At 69.9% G+C, this 25,467-nt stretch carries 26 protein-coding genes; 11 read left to right on the top strand and 15 right to left on the bottom strand.

Going from position 1 to position 25,467, the window contains the following annotated elements; all coding sequences use genetic code 11:
* Positions 1 to 120: 120 nt before the first annotated feature.
* Genes OHB01_RS17725 through OHB01_RS17715 form a run of 3 tightly spaced genes read left to right on the top strand, consistent with a single transcriptional unit; the run spans position 121 to position 1,636 of the window.
* Positions 121 to 453, top strand: coding sequence for a hypothetical protein (locus tag OHB01_RS17725; RefSeq protein WP_328855678.1), 333 nt, complete (start codon positions 121 to 123; stop codon positions 451 to 453).
* The gene (locus OHB01_RS17720) at positions 453 to 1,379 is read left to right on the top strand and encodes a hypothetical protein (RefSeq protein WP_328855677.1); all 927 of its coding nucleotides are present in this window, start codon (positions 453 to 455) and stop codon (positions 1,377 to 1,379) included. Before OHB01_RS17725 ends, OHB01_RS17720 begins: the two co-directional genes overlap by 1 nt.
* Complete coding sequence (locus OHB01_RS17715; RefSeq protein ID WP_222709641.1) at positions 1,364 to 1,636, top strand: hypothetical protein; 273 nt, start codon at positions 1,364 to 1,366, stop codon at positions 1,634 to 1,636. Before OHB01_RS17720 ends, OHB01_RS17715 begins: the two co-directional genes overlap by 16 nt.
* On the opposite strand, the gene OHB01_RS17710 is transcribed toward OHB01_RS17715, so the two are convergent.
* From OHB01_RS17710 to OHB01_RS17680, 7 genes are all read right to left on the bottom strand, one after another.
* Entirely contained in the window at positions 1,629 to 2,963 is a 1,335-nt protein-coding gene (locus OHB01_RS17710) for a glycoside hydrolase family 3 protein (RefSeq protein ID WP_328855676.1), read from the bottom strand. The two genes, OHB01_RS17715 and OHB01_RS17710, sit on opposite strands and share 8 nt — an antisense overlap.
* A gap of 56 nt (positions 2,964 to 3,019) precedes the next feature.
* A complete protein-coding gene (gene ptsP / locus OHB01_RS17705) occupies positions 3,020 to 4,723 on the bottom strand; it encodes a phosphoenolpyruvate--protein phosphotransferase (protein WP_328855675.1) in 1,704 nt (567 codons plus the stop codon).
* Between the two features lie 29 nt (positions 4,724 to 4,752).
* Complete coding sequence (locus OHB01_RS17700; RefSeq protein ID WP_142648123.1) at positions 4,753 to 5,010, bottom strand: HPr family phosphocarrier protein; 258 nt, start codon at positions 5,008 to 5,010, stop codon at positions 4,753 to 4,755.
* Positions 5,011 to 5,035: 25 nt separating this feature from the next.
* Complete coding sequence (locus OHB01_RS17695; RefSeq protein ID WP_142648122.1) at positions 5,036 to 5,686, bottom strand: HAD family hydrolase; 651 nt, start codon at positions 5,684 to 5,686, stop codon at positions 5,036 to 5,038.
* Positions 5,687 to 5,690: 4 nt separating this feature from the next.
* Entirely contained in the window at positions 5,691 to 6,137 is a 447-nt protein-coding gene (locus OHB01_RS17690) for a PTS sugar transporter subunit IIA (RefSeq protein WP_142648121.1), read from the bottom strand.
* Positions 6,138 to 6,220: 83 nt separating this feature from the next.
* Positions 6,221 to 6,457: a glucose PTS transporter subunit EIIB gene (locus OHB01_RS17685; RefSeq protein ID WP_030509331.1), complete on the bottom strand. Its 237-nt coding sequence runs from the start codon at positions 6,455 to 6,457 to the stop codon at positions 6,221 to 6,223.
* Between the two features lie 32 nt (positions 6,458 to 6,489).
* Complete coding sequence (locus tag OHB01_RS17680; protein WP_142623618.1) at positions 6,490 to 7,524, bottom strand: SIS domain-containing protein; 1,035 nt, start codon at positions 7,522 to 7,524, stop codon at positions 6,490 to 6,492.
* 154 nt (positions 7,525 to 7,678) lie between these two features.
* Between OHB01_RS17680 and OHB01_RS17675 the strand changes: the two genes are divergently transcribed.
* The 3 genes from OHB01_RS17675 to OHB01_RS17665 all read left to right on the top strand — a co-directional run bounded on the left by OHB01_RS17675 (position 7,679) and on the right by OHB01_RS17665 (position 10,511).
* Positions 7,679 to 8,419: a GntR family transcriptional regulator gene (locus OHB01_RS17675; RefSeq protein ID WP_142648119.1), complete on the top strand. Its 741-nt coding sequence runs from the start codon at positions 7,679 to 7,681 to the stop codon at positions 8,417 to 8,419.
* A 28-nt stretch (positions 8,420 to 8,447) separates the two neighbouring features.
* Positions 8,448 to 9,782, top strand: a complete 1,335-nt coding sequence (locus tag OHB01_RS17670; RefSeq protein WP_142648118.1) for a PTS transporter subunit EIIC — start codon at positions 8,448 to 8,450, stop codon at positions 9,780 to 9,782.
* Between the two features lie 276 nt (positions 9,783 to 10,058).
* Positions 10,059 to 10,511, top strand: a complete 453-nt coding sequence (locus tag OHB01_RS17665) for an Rv3235 family protein (protein ID WP_142648117.1) — start codon at positions 10,059 to 10,061, stop codon at positions 10,509 to 10,511.
* A gap of 61 nt (positions 10,512 to 10,572) precedes the next feature.
* Here OHB01_RS17665 and secA read toward each other — a convergent pair whose 3' ends face one another.
* On the bottom strand, positions 10,573 to 13,374 hold the full coding sequence (gene secA / locus OHB01_RS17660) for a preprotein translocase subunit SecA (protein WP_142648116.1): 2,802 nt from the start codon (positions 13,372 to 13,374) through the stop codon (positions 10,573 to 10,575).
* 219 nt (positions 13,375 to 13,593) lie between these two features.
* On the opposite strand from secA, the gene OHB01_RS17655 reads away from it, so the two are divergent.
* A complete protein-coding gene (locus OHB01_RS17655; protein ID WP_147944444.1) occupies positions 13,594 to 13,866 on the top strand; it encodes an HGxxPAAW family protein in 273 nt (90 codons plus the stop codon).
* A gap of 58 nt (positions 13,867 to 13,924) precedes the next feature.
* On the top strand, positions 13,925 to 15,142 hold the full coding sequence (locus OHB01_RS17650) for a winged helix-turn-helix domain-containing protein (protein ID WP_328855674.1): 1,218 nt from the start codon (positions 13,925 to 13,927) through the stop codon (positions 15,140 to 15,142).
* Here the strand turns inward: OHB01_RS17650 and OHB01_RS17645 are convergent.
* Both OHB01_RS17645 and OHB01_RS17640 read right to left on the bottom strand, forming a co-directional pair.
* Positions 15,135 to 15,839, bottom strand: coding sequence for a response regulator (locus OHB01_RS17645; protein ID WP_142623623.1), 705 nt, complete (start codon positions 15,837 to 15,839; stop codon positions 15,135 to 15,137). The two genes, OHB01_RS17650 and OHB01_RS17645, sit on opposite strands and share 8 nt — an antisense overlap.
* 232 nt (positions 15,840 to 16,071) lie before the next feature.
* A complete protein-coding gene (locus tag OHB01_RS17640; protein ID WP_142648114.1) occupies positions 16,072 to 16,431 on the bottom strand; it encodes a hypothetical protein in 360 nt (119 codons plus the stop codon).
* 94 nt (positions 16,432 to 16,525) lie between these two features.
* Between OHB01_RS17640 and OHB01_RS17635 the strand changes: the two genes are divergently transcribed.
* The 3 genes from OHB01_RS17635 to OHB01_RS17625 all read left to right on the top strand — a co-directional run bounded on the left by OHB01_RS17635 (position 16,526) and on the right by OHB01_RS17625 (position 19,155).
* Positions 16,526 to 18,106, top strand: a complete 1,581-nt coding sequence (locus tag OHB01_RS17635) for an alpha/beta hydrolase (RefSeq protein WP_147944445.1) — start codon at positions 16,526 to 16,528, stop codon at positions 18,104 to 18,106.
* Positions 18,107 to 18,192: 86 nt separating this feature from the next.
* Complete coding sequence (locus OHB01_RS17630; RefSeq protein WP_147944446.1) at positions 18,193 to 18,576, top strand: hypothetical protein; 384 nt, start codon at positions 18,193 to 18,195, stop codon at positions 18,574 to 18,576.
* A gap of 96 nt (positions 18,577 to 18,672) precedes the next feature.
* Complete coding sequence (locus OHB01_RS17625) at positions 18,673 to 19,155, top strand: hypothetical protein (protein WP_328855673.1); 483 nt, start codon at positions 18,673 to 18,675, stop codon at positions 19,153 to 19,155.
* A 100-nt stretch (positions 19,156 to 19,255) separates the two neighbouring features.
* Here OHB01_RS17625 and hpf read toward each other — a convergent pair whose 3' ends face one another.
* The 5 genes from hpf to mtrA form a co-directional block, all read right to left on the bottom strand.
* Positions 19,256 to 19,921 carry a ribosome hibernation-promoting factor, HPF/YfiA family gene (gene hpf / locus OHB01_RS17620; protein ID WP_142648110.1) on the bottom strand — a complete coding sequence of 222 codons (666 nt, stop codon included), beginning with the start codon at positions 19,919 to 19,921 and terminating at the stop codon, positions 19,256 to 19,258.
* Positions 19,922 to 20,447: 526 nt separating this feature from the next.
* Positions 20,448 to 21,170: a ComF family protein gene (locus tag OHB01_RS17615; RefSeq protein ID WP_142648109.1), complete on the bottom strand. Its 723-nt coding sequence runs from the start codon at positions 21,168 to 21,170 to the stop codon at positions 20,448 to 20,450.
* 56 nt (positions 21,171 to 21,226) lie between these two features.
* Positions 21,227 to 22,996 carry an LpqB family beta-propeller domain-containing protein gene (locus OHB01_RS17610; RefSeq protein ID WP_142648108.1) on the bottom strand — a complete coding sequence of 590 codons (1,770 nt, stop codon included), beginning with the start codon at positions 22,994 to 22,996 and terminating at the stop codon, positions 21,227 to 21,229.
* Entirely contained in the window at positions 22,983 to 24,725 is a 1,743-nt protein-coding gene (mtrB, locus tag OHB01_RS17605) for an MtrAB system histidine kinase MtrB (protein WP_142648107.1), read from the bottom strand. The genes OHB01_RS17610 and mtrB overlap by 14 nt, the downstream gene beginning before the upstream one ends.
* Before the next feature lie 16 nt (positions 24,726 to 24,741).
* The gene (mtrA, locus tag OHB01_RS17600; protein WP_036327899.1) at positions 24,742 to 25,419 is read right to left on the bottom strand and encodes an MtrAB system response regulator MtrA; all 678 of its coding nucleotides are present in this window, start codon (positions 25,417 to 25,419) and stop codon (positions 24,742 to 24,744) included.
* Positions 25,420 to 25,467: the final 48 nt, after the last annotated feature.

Here is a 25,467-nt window from a genome sequence, read left to right as displayed (position 1 = left end):
GCTCCAGATCACTGCCGCCCGGAAACGACAAGGACAAGCGTTCCTCCATAAAAAGAACAAAAGGCTTTTACTGTGCAATTCACCCGTCCGTAATTCGCGGGTCATGCTAACGTGCGGCGCATGCACGGGGAACTTGGCATCGAGCACAGCGGTGTGAACAGCACTTCCCTTCGCCTGACCGAGCACGGCGACGAGTTCGTGACCGCCCTCGTTCATCTGCGCGAGCGGGCGGGCTCCGCCTCGTGGGGCGACGACGGCCTGTTCGGCGCCTTCGTGGCCGCCTACAACCGCGGCGCCCTGACCGCCGTCGAGGCGTACGCGCACCTCGGGGGGAATGTGAGCGGCCACGGAGACGCGCTCGCGGTCGCGAGCCGGCGGGTGTCGGACGCCGAGGGCGACGCGGGGCGCCAGATCTCGACGGCCGCCGACGAGGCGGGCCTCACATGGGCCTGATGCCGCCCGACTGGGCGCAGCCGATCGCGAGCCTGGTCAACTTCCCGAAGATCGACGAGGCCGACATCCGCGCGGAAATCCGCCCCTGGCAGGTCGTGCAGGCCGGCGCCGCCTCCGGAGGAGCCGGCGCGGAGAACGAGGTCAGGCGGCTGCCGGGCGTCTACCAGGGCGTGTCCGCCGACGCGATGCATACCAACTGGAACAAGGCCGGCACCGCAGAACACCTCCGCACGGCCGTCGGGGCCGCCGCGTACGCGCCGGCGGTGCTCGAAGGCACCGCCACCGCGGTGACCGCCACGAAGGTGGCCATCATCAGCCAGGCCGTCGCGGACGCGACGAGGCTGGCCTCGGTCCTCGTCGCGGGCGGTCCGTTCGCCGCGGCCTCGGCCACGGCCGGGCTTCTCGCCACCCGCTACGCCATGCGGAAGATCCTCAGGGAGGCCGAGGAGGGCGGGGCCCGGGTGCTGGCCCCGGCCGTCACGCGGCACATCACCGAACCGCTGGAACGCATCCTCAAGAACACCCGCGGCCCCTTCGGCGGTGGCCCGTCCCTGGCGGGAGCGGGCGGCCCCCACGTCCCGCTGCGGGGAGCGCCGGTGCGGACGACGGGCACGGCGGGGCCCCGCGGCGGCGTCAAGCTCGACATGGCCAGGAGCCGCAAGCCCTACTCCCGGCAGACCGGCCCACAGCTCTCCCCCGCCGAGCAGGCCGCGCTGGACGCCAAGAAGGCCGGTCAGCCGTACGACAGGAAGGCGGCCAAGGCGGCGGAGCAGAAGGTGAAGACCGGTGAGAAGCTCGACGGTGAGCGCAACGCGCAGAAGCGCGGCACCCAGACGGACCAGTCGAGCCGGCAGCAGAATCAGCAGCAGGGCCAGCAGAACCAGAGCAATCAGGGCAAGAAGAAGCGCCGGTGGGGATCTTCGTGACCAAGCCGATCACTAATCGAATGCACCACTTCACCCAGAACAATCCCGAAGGGATCGGCCAGGACAGCATTCCCGCGCTGCTCCGCCGGGTCGCGACCACGATCGAGGAGCTGGGCCAGATCGAGGTGTACGACCTGATCATGCACAACGAGATCACCGACGACGGCGCCGACTGGCCGTCCATCACGGTGTATTTCGACTACACCGACCCCGACGAGCCGGTCGAGGACGCGGAGGACGCGCCTGACGTCACTTGACGGCGGCGAAGACGCGCTTTGCGATCTTGAGGTGGGCGGCGGACCTCACCGCGCCGGGGTCGGTGCGGATCGGGCCGAAGAGGCCGCGCTTCTCCTTCAGCCGCAGGATCCGCAGCACCGACTGGTCGATCCTGCGTTCGGAGATCCGGCCCGACTTCACCGCGGCGAGGACGGCGTCGTACGCCTTGGGCAGGTTCGGCGGCATGAGGAGGATGTCGGCACCGGCGAGCACGGCCCGCACGGCGACCTCGGCGTCGCCGTACTTCTTGCGCACCCCGGCCATGTCGAGCGCGTCGGTGCTGATCACGCCGTCGAAGCCGAGCTCGTCGCGGAGCAGGCCGGTGAGGATGCGGGGGGACAGCGTGGCGGGGTCGCCCGAGGGGTCGAGCTTCGGCATCACCAGGTGCGCCGACATGATCGCGTCCACCCCGTGCGCGATCGCCTCCCGGAACGGCGGCGCGTCCAGCTTCCGCCACTGTGACTTCGAGTGAGTGATGACCGGCAGCCCCGTGTGGCTGTCGACCGAGGTGTCCCCGTGGCCGGGGAAGTGCTTGGCGACGGAGGCCACACCCGCCGCGTGGAAGCCGTCCACCGCCGCCCCGACCATCGCGGCCACCTTCCCCGGGTCGGCGCCGTACGCGCGGGGGCCGATCACGGGGTTGCGCGGGTTGATGTTGACGTCGGCGACCGGCGCGAAGTCGAGCGAGATGCCGAGGTCGCGCAGCTCCTCCCCGGTCGCCCTGGCGACGTCGCGCGCGTTCGCCGGCTTGCGGGTCTTCCCGATGTCCGACGCGCCGGGAAACGTGGTGACGACGGACTTGAGCCGGGAGACCAGGCCGTTCTCCTGGTCCACGCCGATCATCAGCGGCGCGTTGCCCGCCTTGGCCGCCGCCTCGCGCAGGCCGGTGGTGAGCGCGGCCACCTGGCTCGCGCCGGAGACGTTGCCCGCCCAGTCGAACAGGATCACCCCGCCGGGGCGGAACTTCTCCACGACCTGCGCCGGCGTGGCCACGCCGTACCGTGCCTCGTTCTCCTTGCTCGCCGCGCCGGCCTTCTGACCCCACACCACGATGGTGAAGAGCTGTGCCACCTTGTCGCGCAGGCTCATCTCCGCGAGCGTCCGCTCGGCCAGGCTCCCCGAGGGCCGTGCCGACGGCGTGGCCGACGCCGGCGCGGCGGACGGCGTGGCGGACGGCGTGGCGGACGGCTTGGCCGACACCGGCGCCGACGCGCGGGGCGAGGGCGCCGGGCTCGCGCCGATGCCCGGCCCGCATCCGGTCACGAGAAGGGCGGCGATCATGCCGAGACCGTGTCTGATTCGTGGCACGTTCTTTACCGTATCCGGGTCCGGCTGTGACCGGGCCGGAACCCGGTCACGGCCGGTCAGAGCGCGAGCGCGTCCAGGCCCGGCAGCTCCGCCCGCGCGGCGGCCTTCGCGGCCTGCGCCGACGTGGCCGAACGCGCCGCGGCGGCGGCGTCGCGGCACTGCGCGAGCGTGTGCCGTGCCAGGGCGGCGCGCACCCAGGGCAGCGCGGGGGCGCCCATGGACAGCGAGGTGACGCCCATGCCGACCAGCACGCAGGCGAGCACCGGATCGGCCGCGGCCTCGCCGCAGACCCCGCAGCCCTTGCCCGCCGCGGAGGCGGCGGAGGCCGCCGTCGCGATCAGGTCGAGCACGGCCGGATGCCACGGGTCCTGCAGCCCGGCGACGGCGCTGACCTGGCGGTCGGCGGCGAGTGCGTACTGCGTGAGGTCGTTGGTGCCGATCGAGAAGAACTCGACGGCCCGGATGAGGTCCGCCGCCCGCAGCGCCGCCGACGGCACCTCGATCATGATGCCCGCGCCGTCGAGCCCCGCCGTACGGCAGGCCTCGGCGAACCACTCGGCCTCCTCGACGGTGGCCACCATGGGCGCCATGACCTGCACCTTGGCCGGGACGCCGGCGGCGGCCCTGGCCAGCGCGCCCAGCTGGGCGGTCATGATCTCCGGATAGCGGCGGAACATGCGCAGGCCGCGCTCGCCGAGCGCCGGGTTCGGCTCCTCCTCCGGCGGCGGCAGGAACGCCAGCGGCTTGTCGGCGCCCGAGTCGAGCGTGCGCACCACCACACGGCCCTCGGGGAACGCCTCGAACACCGCCCGATAGGCCTCCTCCTGCTCGCTTCCCGACGGCGCGGTCTCCCGGTCGAGGAAGAGGAACTCGGTGCGATAGAGGCCGACGCCCTCGGCGCCGTTGGCCAGCGCGCTCTCCAGGTCGCGGGGGCCGCCGATGTTGGCGAGCAGGGGAACGGGGTGGCCGTCGGCGGTCGCGCCGGGGCCGGTGGCCGCCGACAGCACCGCCCGCCGCGCCTCGTCGGCGGCGCGCGCCTCGGTCACGCGGGCCGGGTCCGGGGCGAGCAGCACCTGCCCGGACGCGCCGTCGACCAGCACGGGGGTGCCGGGGGCGATCGCGGTCGCACCGGCGCAGCCCACGACGGCGGGCACGCCCATCGAGCGGGCGAGGATCGCCGTGTGGCTGGTCGGCCCGCCCTGCTCGGTGACGAACGCGGCGACCACGTCCTTGGACAGCAGGGCGGTGTCGGCGGGGGCGAGGTCCTTGGCGATGAGCACGAACGGCTCGTCGGCGCTGGTGGGCACGCCGGGCATGGGCAGCCCGGTGAGCACGGCGATCACCCGGTCGCGGATGTCGTCGAGGTCCGTCACGCGCTCGGCCAGATAGCCGCCGGCCGCCGCGAGCAGGTCCCGATACCTGCCGAAGGCGTCGAAGACGGCGCGCGGGGCGGCCACGCCCTGCTCGATGAGCTCGCCGACCTCCATGGCCAGGCTCGGGTCGCGGGCCATCAGCGCCTGCGCGCCGAGCACCTCCTGGGCCTCGCCGCCCGCCCGGGCGCCGCGCGCCTCCAGGTCGGCGGCCACCTCCTCGACCGCCCGCTCCGCGCGGGACCGCTCGGCGGCGGCGTCGCCGTCGTGGCGCGCCTCCTTGTCGGGCTCGGGGATCTCACCCGCGAGCACATGGGCCGGCCCATATCCCGCGCCCGGGCTCACCCCAGTGCCGGCCAGCACAGTGCCGGTCTCGTCCCCCGCTGTCATCCCCGTCGTCCGCTGCCCGTCCACTGGCGTCAGGAGGCCGAGGCGATCTTGGCGAGCTCGTCGAGCAGCTCTTCGGCGCCGTCGCCCTCCGCGCGGATGACGATCGACTCCCCCTGCCGTACGTCGAGCGCGAGGACCGACAGGATGCTCTTCGCGCTCACCGGCGAGCCGCCCGCCTTGGCGACGGTGACGTCGTAGGGCGCCTTCGCCGCGGTCTGCACGAACGTCGCCGCCGGGCGGGCGTGCAGCCCGACCTCGGACGCGACGCTGACTGTGCGTTCGGCCACGATTTCCTCCTCCTGCGGCGGTGGTCTAGACCGCCGGTAGTTCCGTCAAAGGCCAGTCAATACCCGACATATCGGGTACTACCAGATCCGCGTGTGACAGTTCATCCGGATGATGCGTGGTGGCCACCGCGACGCAGGTCATACCCGCGGCCCGGGCCGCCGCTATCCCCGCGAGCGAGTCCTCGAACACCACACACGCGGCCGGGTCCACGGCGAGCAGATCCGCCGCCTTGAGATAGCCGGACGGGTCCGGCTTCCCCACGGTCACGTCCTCGGCGGAGACGATGGTCCGCACCATCTCCACCACGCCGATCTCGGTGAGCCGCTCCACCGCCCACCATCGCTGGGCCGAGGTGACCAGGGCCAGCGGAGCCCCCTGCTCCGCCACCCGGGCCACCAGCTCCGCCGCCCCCGGCACCGGCACGATGTCGGGCAGGTCCGGATGGTCGTAATAGGAGCGGATCTCCTCCATCACAACCTGCGGGTCCAGACCGGGCAGCACCTCGGGGATGACGTCCACCCCGCGACGGCCCACGACGCTTCGCAACAGCGTGTCGTCGAACGTGATGCCGTGGTCCTCCAGGAACATCCGCCACAGGGCACGGTTGCGGATCTCGGTGTTGACCAGAGTGCCGTCGAGGTCGAAGAGCGCGGCCGTCGTCACCTGAGCGGTCACCTGATCACGACCACTCGAAGAGCGGGTCGCCCGCGCTCACGCTGCCCTCGGCGAGCCCGCCGACGGAGTCCGCCACGGCGTCGAGCGCCACCACCGGGCAGACCGGCGAGCGCCCGCCGGCCTCGACCGCCGCGGGGTCCCAGGCCACGACGGGCTGCCCCGCGCCGACGCGGTCCCCCTCGGCCGCGAGCAGGCGGAAGCCCTCGCCCTTGAGCTGCACGGTGTCGATGCCGAGATGCACCAGCACGCCCCTGCCGTCGTCCCCCACCACGACGTACGCGTGTGGGTGCAGCTTCACGATCGTGCCGTCGATCGGGGCCAGGGCCTCGACGGGCTCCCTGAGGGGGTCGATCGCGGTCCCCGGGCCGACCATCGCCTGCGCGAACACCGGGTCCGGCACGGCGGCGAGACCGATGGCCGCCCCCGCGACCGGGGCGAGAACAGTCGTCAATGAAGAGCCCTTCCCTGAGATCCGGGCAGGCGTCGTCACAGGTCCGGCCGAAGAGACCGGCGGACCCGCGACGATCTCCCGGTTCAGCCGATGATGTCCTCGATGTCGCTGGCGATGGTGTCGGCCTCGGGGCCCACCACGACCTGGACGACGTTGCCCGCCGCCATCACTCCGTGGGCGCCGGCCGCCTTGAGCGCGGCCTGGTCCACCTTCGAGGCGTCGTGCACCTCGGTGCGCAGCCGGGTGATGCACGGCTCCACTTCGATGATGTTGTCGGCGCCACCGAGCCCGGCGATGATCGCCTCGGCGTCTGCAGCCATGGGGTCCTCCTGTTGTATCGAACGGCCTGCCGTCAGTCGGTCTGCGTGACCTTCTTCAGACCGCGGGGGGAATCGGGGTCGATACCGAGCCTGCGCGCGAGCGCCTCGGTGAGCAACTGCCCGGGGACGATGAGTCCCAGCGGGGCCACCCACTCGGGCAGGTCCGGACCGTTCAGGGCGGCGGTCGAGGCCGCGGCGAGCCGTTCGCCGCCCCCGACGCCGAAGGCGGCGGCGCCCGCGCCGGTGACCCGCTCGGCCAGCGCGACCGTGCCCGCCAGCGTCGGGCCCTCCCCCGCCGCCACCAGGATCGCCGGGGTCTCGGCGTCCACGACCGCGATCGGACCGTGCAGCAGGTCGGCGTACGACAGGCCCATGGCGTGCAGGTAACACGCCTCCTTGAGCTTGAGCGCCAGCTCCAGCGCGGTCGAGAACGCCAGGCCGCGGCCGGACACGACGACGCCGGGCTTGTCGGCCAGGCCCTCGACGACGGCGTCCAGGTCACCGGGGTCGGAGATCAGCTTCTCCACCGCGTCCGGCACCCGGCGCAGGTCGTCGGGGTCGACGTCGGCGCCGAGGCCGATGGCGAGCACGGCCAGCGCGGCGAGCTGGGTCGTGTAGGTCTTCGTGGCCGGGACGGCCTTCTCCTCGCCGGCGAGCGTGCACAGCGCGAGGTCGGCGGCCTGGGCCAGCGGCGACTCCTCGCCGCCGTTGGTGATCGCGACGGTCTTCGCGCCGCAGTCCTTCGCCCACTGGAGGGTCTCGACGATCTCCTCCGTACGGCCCGACTGGGACAGGCCCACGGCCAGCACGCCGTCGAGGTCGAGCTTGCGGCGGTAGGTGGTGGCGACCGAGGGGGCGCCCATGGCGGCCATCCGGCCCGCCCGCGCCTCGATCAGATAACGGCCGTACACCGCCGCGTTGTCCGAGGTCCCGCGGGCGACGAACAGCAAGTGGCGCGTGTCGCGTGCGACCGCCTCGACTTCACCGGTCCTCGGCAGAAGGGCGTCCAGCGTCGCCCGGATCGCCGCGGGCTGCTCGGCGATCTCACCGCGCATCCTGGTCGTCATTGATGATCTCCCTCTGCTCTGGCGAGATTTGTCCGTTATCGATCCGTCGCCGGCCCATACATTGACACACATTTCCCGGCTGTGGTCTAGTCCGGACTAGACCAGTAAGAACCTTAACTTATTCGGACGATCCTGAGCGAGAGGGGAGGGATCAGTGGCCCAGATCGATCCGGACAGCCCGGTGCCCAAGTATTTCCAGCTACGGGAGATCCTGCTCGACCTCATCGAGAGCAACGAGCTGCCGATCGGCGCGGCGATCCCCTCCGAGCGTGACCTGAGCCAGCGTTACGACCTGTCTCGTATGACGGTACGACAGGCCGTCGACCACCTGGTGTCCGAGGGCCGGTTGCACCGCGTCCCGGGTAAGGGAACGTTCGTGGCCCGCCCGAAAATCGAGCTGGCGCTCCAACTCACCTCCTTCACCGACGACATGCGGGCGCGCGGCATGGAGCCGGGCTCCCGCGACCTGGACCGGCGGGTGGTCCGGGCCAGTGCCCACCTCGCACGGCAGCTCGGCATCCAGCCGGGAGACGCCGTCCACTTCATCGAGCGGCTGCGCACGGCGGACGGGGAACCGCTGAGCATCGAGCGCGCCCACATCCCGGTGGCGCTCGCACCCGATCTCGATGCCTACGACCTGACCGGACGATCCCTGTACGCCCTGCTCGAGTCGCGCTACGGACTCGTGATGGACGCCGGGGAGCTGACCATCGACGGCGGGCTCGCCGACCCGAGCGACGCCGATCTGCTCAAACTGCCCCGGGGCGGGGCCGTGCTGCTGCTGCAGCGCCGGTCCTTCGCCGGCGGGGTATGCGCCGAACTCGGCGTCTCCACCTATCGCGCCGACCGCTACCAGCTCCGGACGCTCCTCGGAGCCCCGGCCCGACGCCTCTAGTAGTCCCCCCATCCTGGAGGAACACCAGATGAGTTCCACCTCCGCCGACGCGGGCCTGCCCGCAGCACCTGCCGGCCAGAACGCGGTGATGACCGCGCTTTCCCGCATCGGCCGCTCGCTGATGCTTCCGATCGCCGCGCTGCCCGCCGCGGCTCTCCTGCTCCGGATCGGCCAGGACGACCTCCTCGGCCGTACGGACAACGCGACGCTCGACAAGATCGCTCAGGTCATCGGCGGCGCGGGCGGCGCACTGTTCGACGCGCTGCCGCTGCTGTTCGCGGTCGGCGTCGCGGTCGGTTTCGCCCGCCGTGCCGACGGCTCCACCGCCCTTGCGGCCGTGGTCGGCTACCTCGTCTGGGACCGGGTCACCCACCTGATGTTCTTCGACGCCTCCGCGGACTCGGCGGTGCACACGAAGGTGGTCCAGTCCGTCCTGGGGGCGGACGGCAAGCCGACAGAGGTGCTCAACCTCGCGTCGGCCAACCCGACCGGAGTGCTCGGCGGCATCCTCATGGGCCTTGTCGCGGCCATCCTGTGGCAGAAGTACTACCGGACGAAACTCCCCGCCTATCTGGCCTTCTTCGGCGGCCGCCGCTTCGTGCCGATCCTCACCGCGCTGGCCGGGCTCGTCCTCGGCGTGGTCTTCGGCCTGATCTGGCAGCCGATCGGGCAGGGCCTGAGCAGCTTCGGCGACTGGCTCGCCGGCAACGCCACGATCGGCGCGGGCATCTACGGGATCGTGAACCGGGGCCTCATCCCCTTCGGCCTGCACCACTTCGTCAACTCGATCGTCTGGTTCACCGTGCCGGAGTGCACCGTCGGCGCCACGCACGCCACGGGCGACCTGAACTGCTACTTCGCGGGCCAGGACGGCGCGGGCGCGTTCATGGCGGGCTTCTTCCCGGTCATGATGTTCGGCCTGCCGGCCGCCGCGATCGCCATGTGGCGGGCCGCGCCGCCGCACCGCCGCGCCACGGTCGGCGGCATCATGCTCTCCACCGCCCTGATCTCGTTCGTCACCGGCATCACCGAGCCGATCGAGTTCGCGTTCATCTTCGTCGCCCCGATCCTGTTCGCGGCCCACGCGCTGCTCACCGGCATCTCGATGGCCGTGGTCGCGGCCCTCGACGGACGGCTCGGCTTCGGGTTCTCCGCCGGCGCGATCGACGCCGCCCTGAACGCGACGAAGGACAACACGCACAACTTCTGGCTGATCATGTTGATCGGCGTCATCTACTTCGTCGTCTACTACGTGATCTTCAGCTTCCTGATCAAGAAGCTGAACATCATGACGCCCGGTCGCGAACCCGAGCCCGACGTGGACTCGGGGGAGAGCGCCGACACGGCGCGGGCCCGCGCCTGACGCGTCAGGTTCCCCTCTCAGGGAGCAGGGGCGCCCGGTGATCCCGGGCGCCCCTGTTGTTTTCCCGCATTGCGGATGCCGCTAATGGCCGGCAGGCCCGCGCCCAAATCCGCGGTGACCCCGCCAACCCGCGGGAACCTGGCCGGAATCTTCCCGGACGAACCTCTGCACAAAGGCCCGCGGCTCGGCAAAGTTGGCGTTTTCTCGTATCAGGGCGGATGACCGCAACCTCTTTAAGACGTCAGTCAGGTTCACGGCGCAGAGAGCGGAGTCCCGATGCCCAAGCCCGTCCCCCTGCCACGGCTCGCGTCCGTCCCCCCGGCCGATCCTCCCTACGACGAGCGTGACGGCGGCGGCCACATCACCCATCCCGCCACGTACGGCGCACTCGCCCTGGCCCCCCTCCCGGCCCGTACGGGCACGCCCACGGACGAGCGCCGCCTGCGGGGGCTCGGCCAGGCGCTCGCGGAGGTCCTGGCCGGTCGCAGGCCGCCGGAGACCGTCCATGACCGGCTGACCGAGCGGGCCTACCGCGAGCTGGTCCGGGCCGGGAAGATGATCGATACCGAGCGGCCGCCCCTGACCGGCCTCCCCCACGTGCAGCGCCCCCGCGACGGAGTCATCGAGATGTGCCTGCTCGTCCACTGCGGGACGCGCAGCCGCGTGCTCGCCGTACGGCTGGAGCGGCGGGGCGTGCAGTGGCTGGTCACCGACTTCGAGACGGCGTAGGACGCGAAGGACCCCGCCGGGGCATCGCCCGGCGGGGTCCCTCTCAGGTCACGCTCTCAGGTCACGCCTGCTGGTTGCGCGGGTCGCCGTGGCAGCGCTTGTACTTCTTGCCCGAGCCGCAGGGGCAGGGCGCGTTGCGCTCGGTGTCACCGTACGCGGCGCGCTGCTCGGGGGTCGACCGCACCCGGTTGACCTCCACGTCGCCGCTCTCGCCCGGCGCGGTGTAGACCATCTCGGTCGGCCGCGACGGCTGCCGCAGCGCGCGGGCGATGATCGAGCCGGTCTCGGCGAGCGCCGTGTCCTCCTCGGCGTTCTCCTCGACGATCGGGTTGGCCTGCACCTCGACCTCGAGGTTGAACAGGTAGCCGACCGACTCCTCCTTGATGCCGTCGAGCATCGCGGAGAACATCTCGTAGCCCTCGCGCTGATACTCGATCAGCGGGTCCTTCTGGGCATAGGCACGCATGCCGATGCCCTCCTGGAGGTAGTCCATCTCGTAGAGGTGCTCGCGCCACTTGCGGTCGAGCACCGACAGGATGACCCGGCGCTCCAGCTCGCGCATCGCCTCGGAGCCGAGCTGCTCCTCGCGGCGGTCGTAGGCCGCGAGCGCGTCCTCCTTGACCTTCTCGGCGATGATCTCCGCCGTGAGCTCCTCGCGGTCGCCACCGATCTGCTGGATGAGCTCGTCGACGGTGAAGGAGATCGGGTAGAGCTGGCCGAACGCCTTCCACAGCTTCTCGAGGTCCCACTCCTCGGCGAAACCCTCGGCCGTGGCGCCCTTGACGTAGTCGTCCACGACGTCGGTGACGAAGCCGCGGACCTGCTCGTGCAGGTCGGCGCCCTCCAGCACCCGCCGCCGCTCGGCGTAGATCACCGTGCGCTGGCGGTTCATGACCTCGTCGTACTTGAGGACGTTCTTGCGGATCTCGAAGTTCTGCTGCTCGACCTGGTGCTGCGCGGAGGCGATGGCCTTGGAGACCATGCCCGACTCGATCGGCACGTCGTCCGGGATGTTGAGCCGCGTCATGATCATCTCGACCCTGGCCGAGTTGAACAGCCGCATGAGGTCGTCTTCGAGCGAGAGGTAGAAGCGCGACTCACCGGGGTCGCCCTGACGGCCGGAACGGCCGCGGAGCTGGTTGTCGATGCGCCGCGACTCGTGCCGCTCGGTGCCCAGCACGTAGAGCCCGCCGAGCTCGGTGACCTCCTCGTGCTCGGCCTTCACGGCCTCCTTGGCCTTCTCCAGCGCCTCGGGATAGGCCTTCTCGTACTCCTCCGGAGTCTCCGTCGGCGACAGGCCGCGCTGGTGCAGCTCAAGGTCGGCGCGGAACTCGGGGTTGCCGCCGAGCATGATGTCGGTGCCTCGACCGGCCATGTTGGTCGCCACGGTGACGGCGCCCTTGCGGCCCGCCTCGGCGACGATCGCGGCCTCACGCGCGTGGTTCTTCGCGTTCAGCACCTCGTGGGGCACGCCCTGACGCTTGAGCATCCGCGACAGCTTCTCGGACTTCTCGACGCTGGTGGTGCCGACGAGGACCGGCTGGCCCTTCTCGTAGCGCTCCTTGATGTCCTCGACGCAGGCCTGGAACTTGGCGTCCTCGGTCTTGTAGACCACGTCGGGCTGGTCCTTGCGGACCATCGGCCGGTTGGTCGGGATCGGGACGACGCCCAGCTTGTAGGTCTGGTGGAACTCGTTCGCCTCGGTGGCCGCCGTACCGGTCATGCCGGCGAGCTTGTCGTAGAGGCGGAAGTAGTTCTGCAGCGTGATCGTGGCGAGAGTCTGGTTCTCGTCCTTGATCTTCACGCCTTCCTTGGCCTCGATGGCCTGGTGCATGCCCTCGTTGTAGCGACGGCCGTGCAGCACGCGCCCGGTGAACTCGTCGACGATCAGGACCTCGCCGTCGACGACGATGTAGTCCTTGTCCTTCTTGAACAGCTCCTTGGCCTTGAGGGCGTTGTTGAGGAACTGCACGAGGTGGGTGTGCTCGGGCTTGTAGAGGTTGTCGATGCCGAGCCAGTCCTCGACCTTCTCCACGCCCGCTTCGAGGATGCCGACGGTGCGCTTCTTCTCGTCGACGACGTAGTCGCCGGTGCTCTCCTCGCCGTCCTTGCCCTCGGTGCCGCGCCGCAGCCGGGGCACGATCTTGGCGAACTCCTGGTACCACTTGCCCGACTGCTCGCCCGGGCCGGAGATGATGAGCGGGGTCCTGGCCTCGTCGATCAGGATCGAGTCGACCTCGTCCACGATGGCGAAGTTGTGGCCGCGCTGGACGCACTCCTCGATCGACCACGCCATGTTGTCGCGCAGGTAGTCGAAGCCGAACTCGTTGTTCGTGCCGTACGTGATGTCGGCGTTGTACTGCTTGCGGCGCTCCTCCGGCGACATGTTGGCCAGGATGACCCCGACCTCCAGGCCGAGGAAGCGGTGGACGCGGCCCATGGTCTCGGCGTCGCGCTTGGCCAGGTAGTCGTTGACCGTGACGACGTGGACGCCCTTGCCCGAGATCGCGTTGAGGTAGGCGGGAAGAGTACAGGTGAGCGTCTTGCCCTCACCGGTGCGCATCTCGGAGATGTTGCCCATGTGCAGGTTGGCGCCACCCATGATCTGCACGTCGAAGTGACGCTGCCCGAGCACTCTGCGGGCGGCCTCGCGTACGGTCGCGAACGCCTCGGGGAGCAGGTCGTCGAGGGACTCGCCCTCGGCGTGACGCTGCTTGTACTCGGCGGTCAGCGCGCGGAGCTCGGCGTCGGACAGGCTCTTGAAGTCCTCTTCGATGGAGTTGACCTGCTCGGCGATGCGCTTGAGCTTCCGCAGAGTCTTGCCTTCGCCGGCGCGAAGGATCTTGTCGAGAATGGCTGGCACTTTTAGTAAAGCTCCTCGCAGGTCTACCTCGGTTGATCACCGGGGTGTGAGGACGAGACATACTTCCCCGCTAGCCATCGTAGGCGGTTCCAGTACCAGACACACCCACCTGCTATCGACGGAGCGCCGCGGCACAATCGCATAACTCATGGGGGAAAACCGCCGCCAGGGGTTCCCCCGATGTTCCGACCACCACTGCCATCAGGTAGAAAACGGGGTATGGCACAGAGCGGACACCAGGGCAGCCACGCGGGAAGCGCCAAATCTTGGCTTGCCGTCATCATCATCCTCATCGGCTTCACGCTCGGGGGCGTGGCGCTGACCCTCGGCCCCAACTGGCTCTTCGTCTGGATCGGCGTCGGCATCTGCGCGGTCGGCGGGCTGCTCGCGCTCGCGTTCGACATCTTCTCGGACGTGATCGTGGACGCGCCCCGCCAGATCCCGGTCCAGGAGCACCACTCGCCCTTCGAGCACCGGTCCATCAGCTCCTGAGGCAGCCCCCGAACCGCCGTAGGGGTTTTGTCGGTCACAGCGTCTAGCATCTCTGGCTGTGACCGACCTGACCGCAGACGAGGCCCGCAGGATCATCCTCCGGGCCCAGGGTTTCCTCGGCGCCACCGCCCGCGGCGGCGGCGTCCCCGGCATGCTGCGGCGCGTCGGCGCCGTCCAGCTCGACACCATCTCCGTCCTGGCCCGCTCCCACGAGCTCGTCGCGTACGCGCGCCTCGGGGCGGTCGGCCGCTCCGCGGTCGAGCGGGCCTATTGGGACGATCCCGCCCGCGCCTTCGAATACTGGTGCCACGCCGCCTGCATCCTGCCCATCGAGCAGTGGCCGCTGTACGCCTTCCGCCGCCGCGCGTACCGGGACCGGCGCTACCGCTGGCACGAGGTGCCGCCCGTGGTCGACAAGGTCCTCGAGCAGGTGCGCTCGGACGGCCCGCTCACCACGGCCGACATCGGCGGCGCCAAGAACGGAGGGCCGTGGTGGGACTGGTCGGACACCAAGATCGCCATCGAGTTCCTGCTCGACATCGGTGAGGTCGTCTGCACCCGCCGCGTCGGCTGGCGGCGCGTCTACGAGCTCGCCGAGCGCGCCGTCCCGGCGGACCTGCTCGCCCAGGATCTGTCCGACGACGAGTGCGTGACCCGGCTGACCACGATCGCCGGGCGGTCGCTCGGCGTGGCGACCCGGGCCGACCTGGTCGACTTCACCCGCGTCAAGGGCAAACACGCCGCCATGCTCGACGAGGCGCTGCTGAGCGGCGCCGCCGGCCTCGTGCCCGTACGGGTGTCCGGCTGGCCCGCACGGCGCGGCACGGACCCGCATGGCCCGAACGCCTGGGCGGACCCCGCGGCGCTGGAGAGCGAGCCGCGTGGGCGGCACCGCACCACGCCGCTGTCGCCGTTCGACTCGCTCATCTGGGAGCGGGCGCGGGCCGAGCGCGTGTTCGGCCTCAACCACCGCCTGGAGGCGTACGTCCCGAAGGACAAGCGGGTGCACGGCTACTTCGCGATGCCGGTGCTCGCGGGCGGGCGGATCATCGGCAGGGTCGACCCCGCCCGTGAGGGCGCCACGCTGGTCGCCAAGCAGGTCGGTTTCGAGCCCGGCGGCCGGGCCAGGGCCGTGGAGGCCATGAGCGACGCCCTGTGGGAGGCCGCGAGCTGGGTCGGCTGCACCGACGTGCGGGTGGAGCGGGTCGGCGCGGCCGACCTGGAGGCCCCGCTGCGCGCCGCGGTGGCCGGCGGCCCGGGCCGGCCGATCAGGTGATCTCCAGCAGCCGCTCGCGCACTGCGTAGACCACGGCCTCCATGCGCGAGTGGAGCTGGAGCTTCTCCAGGATGTTGCGGACGTGGTTCTTCACCGTGTTCTCGGAGATGAACAGGTCCTTCGCGATCTCGCGGTTGTTCATACCCTTCGCGACGAGGCGCAGCACCTCCATCTCCCGGTCGGTCAGGCGGGGAACCGGGAGCTGGGGAGGCCGCTCGGCCTCCTTGCGGCTCATGTTCGCGAACTCGCTGATCAGCTTGGCCGCCATCGCGGGGTTGATGAGCGACTGCCCCTCGTGGACGCCGCGCACGGCGTCGGGCACCTCGTCGATCTGGACGTCCTTGAGCAGATAGCCCGTCGCACCCGCCTTGATCGCCTCGAAGAGGTCCTCCTCCTCGTCGCTGACGGTGAGCATGATGATCCGGGTGCTCGGCACCGACTCCTTGATCTTCCGGGTCGCCCCGATGCCGTCCAGCCTCGGCATGCGGACGTCCATCAGGACCACGTCCGGCATCAACCGGTCCGCGAGCTCCACGGCCTCCTGGCCGTCGCTCGCCTCGCCGACCACCTCGATATCCGCCTCCGCGGCCAGCGCGAGCTCCAGGCTGCGGCGGATCAGCGCGTGATCGTCGACGATCAGCACACGGATCGGCTCGCTGCGACCGGCTGCTCGGGCCGCCTCGTCGGGTCGGGTCACGGAACCTCCTTGCGGGGGCCAAGGACGCTGGATCGCCATCATGGCACGGTTCGGGAACCGGTGTGGATCTTCGTCGAGGCGTTACTACCCCCGGCACCAGGACATACCTGGGTGAACGACACCTGCTGCGCGGAACGTGCTCATCCTCTTCACGATAAGTGCCCACACCCCCGAATCACGCACTCTGCTTCGATGTCGCGGCTTTTCGGCCGGCATCGTAAGGCCCGGTTTCTCAGAGGAGGCCGTACCGGGAGAGCACGTCAGATACGACGGGCCCCACTGGGCTCATCTGGCGGAGAACTCCTCTCACCAGATCCGCCGGAGACGGCGGCTGCGAGATCCCCGGTGTGGGCGTTGGGGGGACGGCCGCCGCCGCGCCCCTGAGCAGCACGGCCCGTTCTCGCAGGCTTCCACTGACCGTCCCGGTGCCGCGCCGCATCGCTCCCAGCTCGGCCTGCACCCGATCCCGATGCGGGCCCTTCCAACTCATCCGGTCCATCAGGACGCCGACCGGCTGCAGCACTTCATCAATCGCCTCGGCCAGATCCTCATGTTCATGTGCCAACCGGCTCAAATCATCATGCAGAGACATCCCCGTTATTCCATCCGATCCAGGCGGGTGGCGTAAGAATCCTTCCACATTGTGCAACGACGGGCTAGGTTTTAGTCCTGTGGAGCCGGAACGGGTGGTCGACGCGGACGATCTGGAACAACTGGCCAAGCTTCTCACCGACAAACGACAACTGGCGGAGCAGTACTACAAGCGGGCCTGCCAACTCGTGGGACAGGCCCAGGCCACTCCACTGGCGGCCATGCTGCGGTGGGCCGGGGACACCGCCACAGAACTGGGCAACCGGGCCGCTATCGTCCGCGCAGCGGAAAAGGGCGGGGACCCATTCGGCGCATTGTCCACATTCGGCCTGACCACCGCAGTCGGGACCATTTCCGGTGATGACAAAATCCGGCTGCGGAAAGACCTGAAAAAGGTCATCAGCGACAACGCCGCATCCACTCCGGAGCAGCGAGTTCAGGCGATCCGAAAATTCTTCGGCAAACTGACCGCCGCCGAACGATCCTGGCTCGCGATCGAACAGCCCGACGTGGTCGGGCGACTGGACGGCGCGCCGGCCACAGTGCGCTACGCCGCCAACCGGCTCCTGATCGAGCGCGCCCTCACCCATGAACAGAAGGACCTGGCCGCCTTGAAGGCCACCGACCCCAAAAGTCCCCAGGTGACGCTTCTGGAGAAGCGGGTGGCCCGCATGACGGAATTCCTCCAGCCGCGGGTGACCGGCGACGGCCGGTCCGTCCCGCGCCAGTTCCTGCTGTTCGATCCGGCTGGCGACGGCCGCGTCGCGGAGGTCTTCGGCGACCTCGCCAAGGCCGAACACGTCGCCGTCATGGTCCCCGGCATCACCAACCGGCTCGACAACTACCACGACATAGCGCGAGACGCCACGCTGCTCTTGAGAGATCCCGAGACCAAGAGGGATCTGCCGGAGAGCGCGGTCATCACGTGGCTCGGTTATGACACGCCTGAGTTCGGCGACTCCGTGCTGCCTGCCAAGGCCGAGGCCGGTGCCCCCGCACTGCATTCGTTCCGTGCCGGGCTGGAGGCGGCCAAGGGTGCGAAGTTCGCCCTGTTCGCCCACAGCTACGGCACATTGCTGTCCAGCAAGGCCCTGCAGGAGGGGACGCCGTTCGACTCGGTCGTGTTCATGGGGAGCCCGGGACTCGGCCCCACCATCAAGAGCGCGGCCGATCTCAAGCTGAAACCCGGCACCCAGGTGTTCGCCATGCGCGCCCCAGGCGACTGGGTGTCCTACACGGAAGCACACGGCAAGGATCCTGCGGAGATGGCCGACATCCGACGGCTGGCCACCGGCCGGTCGTCCGGTCACTCCGAGTACTACATGCAGAAGAACACAGGGTTGAACAACCTGCAGACCATCCTCACCGGCGACGGGTGTGTTCAGACCTTTATGGGGTCGCCGAAACTGGATGACGAACAGTTCGGCGCCGCCAACGTGCGGGTCCTGGTCAAGGAACTACAGAGCAGGGTCCCGCAATGGAAGGCGGGAGCACTCGCCACGGCGTTCGAGCCGATTATCCGAGGGGCGATAAACGGCAGCACGGACGTACCCACGCTCATTGCCCTGACGACGACAACGCTCGCCGACTCCGGCCTCGGCGGCTACTTCGCCCCGCAGGACATCGCGCAGATCGTCGGCAAATCCCTCACGGAAGCCGGACCCGACCAGAGATGACCTTTCCGCTCAAACTTCGCCTCCTCGCCACAGTCCTAGCCCCGCTCGCGCTTGTGAGCGCCTGCACACGTGGACCGGAGATAAATATGACCCCTGAGGAATCTCGTCAGGTTCTCATCACGGAGGCCAAGGCCATCATCCGGGCAGTGTTCCCTGACGCCGAGCCTCTCGTCGCCGTACAGGTGAAGGATGCGCCGTGTGGCGGGCCTGTCGGTACCGACGACACGAGCGTGACAAGTGTCCTCACGGTTCGCAGCGACACCGCGAACGACACGTCCGATCCGGACGAGGTGTTCCGGGAAGTCCTCACAGTGCTGCGGCAACGCGGCTGGACCATCAACTACACGAAAGGTCGCGTGGCCGGTGCCGAACGCAAAGGCGTGGGCGGCATCAGTGTGGGGGTGCCAAAATCCCCTGTCGGAATCAACATCGGCGGCGACACGGAATGCGTGAAGAACCCTGATAGATAGGTTTCCAAACGCTCCGACACCCCCTCATGCTGGCGAGCGTGTGCCGAACTGCTACCCAATTCCGCTACCCATCGTGATGAGTGACCAACAGACCAAATGATCTCCCTGTCCCGGAACCGCCGCGCCATCATCGCGATGCTATGCCTGCCCATTCCCCTGGCCGGCTGCATGCGCGTACCGGAAGTGGAGATGACCCCCGAACAATCTCGTCAGGTGCTCATCACCGAGGCCAATGCCATCATCCGGGCGGTCTTCCCCGACGCCGAGCCCCTCGTCGCCGTACAGGTGAAGGACTCACCTTGCGGTGGGCCGGTCGGCACCGAACACACCAGCGTCAAAAGCGCCATCAATGTCCACAGCGACGCAACCGACAAGGATCTCAACCCGGACGACGTGTTCCAACAAGTCCTCACAGTGCTGCGGCAACGCGGCTGGACCATCAACTACAGCCGTACTCGCGTGGCCGGCGCCGAACGCGCAGGTGTGGGCGGCATCAGCGCCGGAGTGGGAGAGTCACCCGTCGGAATCAACATCTTCGGTGACACGGAATGCGTGAAGAATCCGGAACGAGCGACCTGACCGTAGGAATGATCCGAGAGTGTCGCCAGGTGCCCGTGGATGGGTGTACGAGCGTGGGCCGGCCCCGTTGAGCGAGGTCCGGCCCACGCTGGGCGAGGTGCTAGCTCTCCACGAGCCTGAGGACTCCGTAGTCGTAGCCGCGGCGTCGGTAGACGACGCTCGGCTGACCCCCTTCCTTGTCGCGGAAGAGGTAGAAGTCGTGTCCGACGAGCTCCATTTCCAGGAGCGCCTGATCGATCGTCATGGGGTCGGCCTTGTGGAACTTCTCGCGTACGATCAGCGGTCCTTCGCCGTCCATCTCGATGGGCACGATGGGCTCGGAACTCCGGGCCCGCCCACCGGCGGTCTCGGCCGGGATCTCGGCGACCGGCTCCGGCTCCTCCCGGACGCTCGTGACCACCTCCTGCGCGTTCTCGGTCACCGCGGTGAACTCTGCCATCGAGGGAGGGCAGTTCTTCCCGTGATGGATCTTGCGGCGATCGGCTAGCCGCCTCAGCCGTTCCTCCAGTTTGCCGATGGCGATGTCCAGCGCCGAGAACCGGTCGTCCGCGCAGGCCTCCGCGCGGATCGCTGGGCCCCGCGAGTGGATGGTCAGCTCCACCCGTTCACGCTGCCCGCTCTGCCGGTGGTTGGGTTCCTTCGAGACCTCTACGTCGACCTGGATGAGCTTGTTGTTGAGCTTCTGGATCCTGGCCAGCTTGGACGTCACTTGATCGCGGAACCGGTCACCCACAGTGGTGTGCCGTCCCTTGACGATGATTTCCACGCAAAGCCCCCCTTCGCACATCGACGGTGGTGCACGCGCTCTTGGACACCCGTCCGGCCGACCTGGTCTTCGTCCCCACATCCGCCTGCTGAGGGGTTCGCAGCTCACTCGCCACTACTGCCCTTCTCCTCTTACGGGGGACATCTGGACCCCCGGGAGGGCAGGACTTACCTCTAAGCCGCACCGTGATCGGTCGACCAAGAGTCGCCTTACGTGGGCCGTTTCGCCTGCGGCTGGCATCGGCTAACCAGGCCGAACCCCGCGAGGGAGTCGGCCCGGCGCAACCACGGACCCGAACGGGTGCCATGTCTGAACGCTAGTCGCTACCGCCTCGGATGTCAGCCAGGAGATCCGCTAAACGATCACTTTGCGTGATCCCGGTTGCCATCTCACCGCCGGAAAATTCGTGGTCATATTCTGGGAATCCCCGCAACCGGAGCATCCACACCTGTGTTGAGCAGGCAAGTCGCCCCGGAGTCGGCAGGCGCTCACGTCCCGGCGACACGCCGCGCTCTTACCCAAGGTTTTACGGTCTGTGATATTCGCCAACCCGGCATCTCCGGCGTGTCGCCGCGATGGTCACCGCCGCGGACGGCTCCGCTCCGGCGGCGCGCAGCGCCCTGGCCGCCTCCGCCAGCGTCGTCCCCGTCGTGACGATGTCGTCCACCAGGACCACGTCGGCGGCCTCCAGACAGCCGTCAGACGGCCGTGGGCGCGCCGCCGCGCCCGGCACGACCTCGAACGCTCCCGACAGGTTGACGGCCCGCTCCACCGATCCCAGCCCCGCCTGGTCGGCCACGCGCCTGCTCTGCCGCAGCAGGGGCGCTAGAGCTGCGGGCCTGCCGCGCCGGCACAACTGACGGGCCGCCGCAGCGGCGACGGCGCGGACGGGGTCGTGCCCACGGCGGCGGGAGGCGGCCCGTGCGCTCGGAACGGGCACCAGCCACACCCCGCGAAACACTCCCCTGCCTGCCGCCCAGGCGGTCACACAGGCGCTCACGGAGGCCGCCAGGACCGGCACCAGCGCCGTACGGCCGCGTTCCTTGCAGGCGAGGATCATCCGGCGGGCCGCGCCGTCGTAGGCGGTGGCCGACCAGCAGTCGGGCAGGCCGGGAGGCGGCGGGTCCGGCGGCCGGGGGGCCGGCTCCCGCAGCAGCTCGGCCCGGCAGGAGCAGCAGGCGAGGGCGCCCGGCGCGCCGCATCCGGCGCAGCGCGGCGGGAGGATCAGATCGAGCAGGGCGGACGGCACGCCCTCAGCTTGCCGTCCGCCACCGACAGTTCCCCGGCTCGTCACTCCACGCCGGCTCAGCCGAGGGGATAGACGGGGTCGGTGGCGCCCTTGTCGGCGCGCGGGGTCCAGGCGTGCTTGTCCACGCTGTAGGTGAGCACCTGGCCCTCGTCGGCCGCCGCGAGCACGTGGTCAGGCACGGCCGCGATCGACTTGATCTTCGAGTCGAGCTTGATGGGGCCGTCGTTGGGGACCACACCCTCCATCACCGACCAGGTGGCCAGCTCCTGGCCGCTGCTGCCCTCGGACAGCACGAGCAGGTCGGCGGCGTCCTGCCAGGCGATGTCCTTGATCTTGCGGGCGTCGCGCGGCTCGATCAGCGTACGTACGGACTCGATCCGCGTCTGCTGGCCGTTGCGGACGATCGTGCCGATCTTCACGGAGGTGCCGAGGCCGTCGTCGACGATCGCCGCGACCCGGGCGCCGTCGCGGGAGACCCGCAGTTCGAGGATCCGTCCGTACGACAGCTCGTCGTCGACGTCCACGCGGTGGGCCCGGCCGTTCTCCGCCGTCCAGACCTGGCTCTCGTGCGGGTTCACCCTCTCGGCCGACCAGACGGCGCCGTAGCGGTCCCAGGAGGGCGGGCTCATGTCGCCGCCCGCGATCCACCGTTGCCACTGGCTGCCCGGGGTCATCGGGGCGACGTAGACGCCGTCGCCGTTGAGCAGGGCGGCCACCTGGGCCGGGAACGCGTTGGGGTTGGAGACGGCGGGCTGGGAGAACTTCCCGGTCTGCTCGCCGGCCGCGCCCGGCACCGGGGTGCCGTCGCCCTTCTCCTTGAACTGCAGCAGCCTGCCGCCCTGCATGTAGTAGGCCTGCAGGGAGCCGGTCAGCACGTTCGGGTCATAGCGGGCGTAGTCGGCGGGCCGGAACCGCCTCCCCGACTCGCCGTTCACGCGGATCTCGACGGTGCGGCCGGTGACCAGCTCGCCGAGCGTCCATACGAGCTGCGCCTTGAGCGCGTCGAGGCGGTCGGCGGGCACCGACTCCAGCTCGGAGGAGAAGTCGAGCACGACCGTGTCGCCCTCGACGGTGATCCGGTTGAGCTCCGTGCCCGGCGGGAACGCGCTGCTCACCGCGTTCCTGATGGAGGAGGTCGGCCCGGCGAGCAGGCGGCGGACCAGCGTCTCGGGCACTCCCCTGCTGGGCTCGATCGGCACCCACACCCTGTCGGCCACGAGACCGACCTCACCGGTGGCCGGCGGGTAGTACAGGTCCACCCTCCGGTACGCGCGCTGCAGGTCGTCGTACGACAGCAGGCGGCCGTCGGAGAGCACGTCGATCCGCCACTCGCCGTCCTGCTTGACCAGCGTGAACGGCTCGCCGATGGTGCCGGCGGCCGGGGTCGACCTGCCCTCGGGGTCGATGGTGGCGACCGCCGTGCCCTTCAGCGTCACCGTCGTCCGCATGGCCTTCTGGAGGTCCAGCGTGTGGTCCGACTCGATCTTGCCCTCGTAGATGCGGGTCTGCCGCCAGGGGTTCCAGCGCTTGACCGCGCCGGGGGTGAGGTACTCCCTGGCGATGGTGAGGCCGGGATCGTCGAAGGCGGCCATGGCGGCCTGGAAGCCCCTCACGATGTCCTCGGGCGGGGCGCCCTTCTTGGGCGGGGTCGCGATGAGCCGCACGTACGGCTGGCTGAGCGTGTCCTTGCCGTGGTCCTCCTGGGCGACGCGGGGGCTGCCGCTCGTGGGCACGGTGGCGCACCCCGCCCCGCCCGAGACCAGGACGAGCGCCGTCCCCACGGCCGCGGTCAGGCGGCGGACGCCGAGCCGCTCAGTCCGCCGCATCGAATGCCCCCGCGTCCACGTTCTCCCGCACCCTCGGCGCCGTCTCCGCGGGCGCGGGGGTCAGGACCGGCGTGGCGTGACCGCGCCACGTGCGCCGCATCTCGACCTCCGGGGGCACGAGCGGCAGCGGCGAGCCGCGCAGCGGGGTTCCCGCCACGCGCGGCAGCGACAGGCGGAACTGGCTGCCCTCCCCCGGCGCGCCCCACGCCTGGAGCCAGCCGCCGTGCAGCATGGCGTCCTCCCGCGAGATCGCCAGGCCGAGGCCGGTGCCGCCGATGGTCCGGGCGCGCGAGGGGTCGGCCCGCCAGAAGCGGTCGAACACCATCGTCTCCTCGCCCGGCTTGAGGCCGACCCCGTGGTCGCGTACGGCCACGGCCACCGCGTCGCGGTCGGCGCCGAGCGTGACGACGATGTCCTTGCCCTCGCCGTGCTCGATGGCGTTGAAGAGCAGGTTGCGCAGGATGCGCTCGACCCTGCGGCTGTCCACCTCGGCCATGCACGGCTCGTTGGGCAGGCGCAGCTCGAAGCGGGTGGCCTGCCGCTCGGCGAGCGCCTCGGAGTCGCCCACGGCGCGCAGGACCACGTCGCGCATGTCGACGGGGTCGAGGTCGAGGGTGGCCGCCCCGGCGTCGTAGCGGCTGATCTCCAGCAGGTCGGCGAGCATCGACTCGAAGCGTTCGAGCTGGTTCTGCATGAGCTCGGCGGCCCGCGCGGAGGCGGGGTCGAAGTCCTCGCGCCCTTCGTAGAGCAGGTCGGCGGCCATGCGGACCGTCGTCAGCGGCGTGCGCAGCTCGTGGGAGACGTCGGAGACGAACTGCCGCTGCACCTGGGAGAGCTCCTCCAGCTGGTGGATCTTCACGGCGAGGTTGGACGCCATCTCGTTGAACGAGGTCGCCAGCCGGGCGAGGTCGTCCTCCCCGCGCACCTTGAGCCGCTCCTCCAGCCGGCCTGCGGCGAGCCGTTCCGCCGCCTGGCGCGCGAGCCGTACGGGGGTGACCACCTGGCGGGTGACCAGCGAGGCGACGCCGGCCAGCAGCAGCACGAGCGCGGCTCCCGCGCCGAAGACCATCTGCTGCACCGTGAGCAGCGTCTTCTCCTCGTCGCCGAGCGGGAAGACGTGGTAGATCTCATAGGTCCCGTTCACCCGGCCGCCCACCAACCAGGCGCTCTCGGGCTGCTTCGCGCCGATGTACCGGATCTTCACGGTCTGGGCCAGGAGCGTCTGCTCGTCGCTGTTCTGGACCTTCACCCGCATGGAGGCCGGGATGCTCGTCCAGTCGATCTGCCCGGACGCCCGGCCCTCGCCGACCGACGCGTCGTTGAAGATGACGACGTCGTAGCGGCCTCCGGAGCGGTCGGTCAGCGCCTTGGCCGCCGCGTCGACGGGGTTCAGCGTCTGCCCCTGGTCGGTGGCGTCCTGCGTGATGTCGGTCGAGTCCGCGGGCTGGGTGAGGTAGCCGCTCGCGGTCGCGATGTTCGCCCGCGACTCCTCGACCGCGGACACCTCGGTGCTGGTCAGCACCGAGGCGACGATCGACTGCATCAGGAAGACGCCGAGGACGACCACCACGGCCATCGACAGCACGAGCGTGCTGGTGACGACGCGGAGCTGGAGCGAACGCCGCCAGACGTGCCGCAGCCTGCCCGCGAGGCGGCGCGCGCGTCTGCGGACCCCGCGGGCGATCTGGCCCGGGGTCCGGCGACGGCGTTTCCTCGCAGGGACCGGCATGACGCTGACGTGCAGCTTACGCCGGGCCGGCCTTGTAGCCCACACCCCGGACCGTGACGACGATCTCGGGGTGCTCCGGGTCCTTCTCGATCTTCGCGCGCAGGCGCTGGACGTGCACGTTCACCAGACGAGTATCGGCGGCGTGCCGGTAGCCCCAGACCTGCTCCAGCAGCACCTCGCGGGTGAAGACCTGACGGGGCTTGCGGGCCAGCGCGACCAGCAGGTCGAACTCCAGCGGCGTGAGGTTGATGGTCTCCTCGGCGCGCTTGACCGAGTGACCGGCCACGTCGATCGTGATGTCGCCGATCTGCAGGATCTCGGGCGTGGGCTCGTCGGTGCGGCGCAGGCGGGCGCGCACGCGGGCCACGAGCTCCTTCGGCTTGAACGGCTTGACGATGTAGTCGTCCGCGCCGGACTCCAGCCCGAGCACCACGTCGATGGTGTCGCTCTTGGCCGTCAGCATCACGATCGGAACGCCGGACTCGGCGCGGATGCGGCGGCAGACGTCGATGCCGTCGGCACCGGGAAGCATCAGGTCGAGCAGGACGAGGTCCGGCCGGGTGTCCCTGAAGGCGTCGAGCGCCTTGTCGCCATCGGACACGAACGACGGCTCAAAGCCCTCCCCGCGCAAGACGATGCCGAGCATCTCGGCGAGAGCGGCGTCGTCGTCGACGACCAGCACGCGTCCTTTCATGGCCCCTCATTCGTACGCGTATGGGAGATTTGGGCGTTTGTCACAGTT

The organism is Microbispora hainanensis (assembly GCF_036186745.1).
In the GTDB taxonomy this organism is placed as follows: Bacteria; Actinomycetota; Actinomycetes; order Streptosporangiales; family Streptosporangiaceae; genus Microbispora.
Note: the sequence above shows the minus strand (reverse complement) of the source record. Positions and strands in the feature narration are given on the sequence as shown.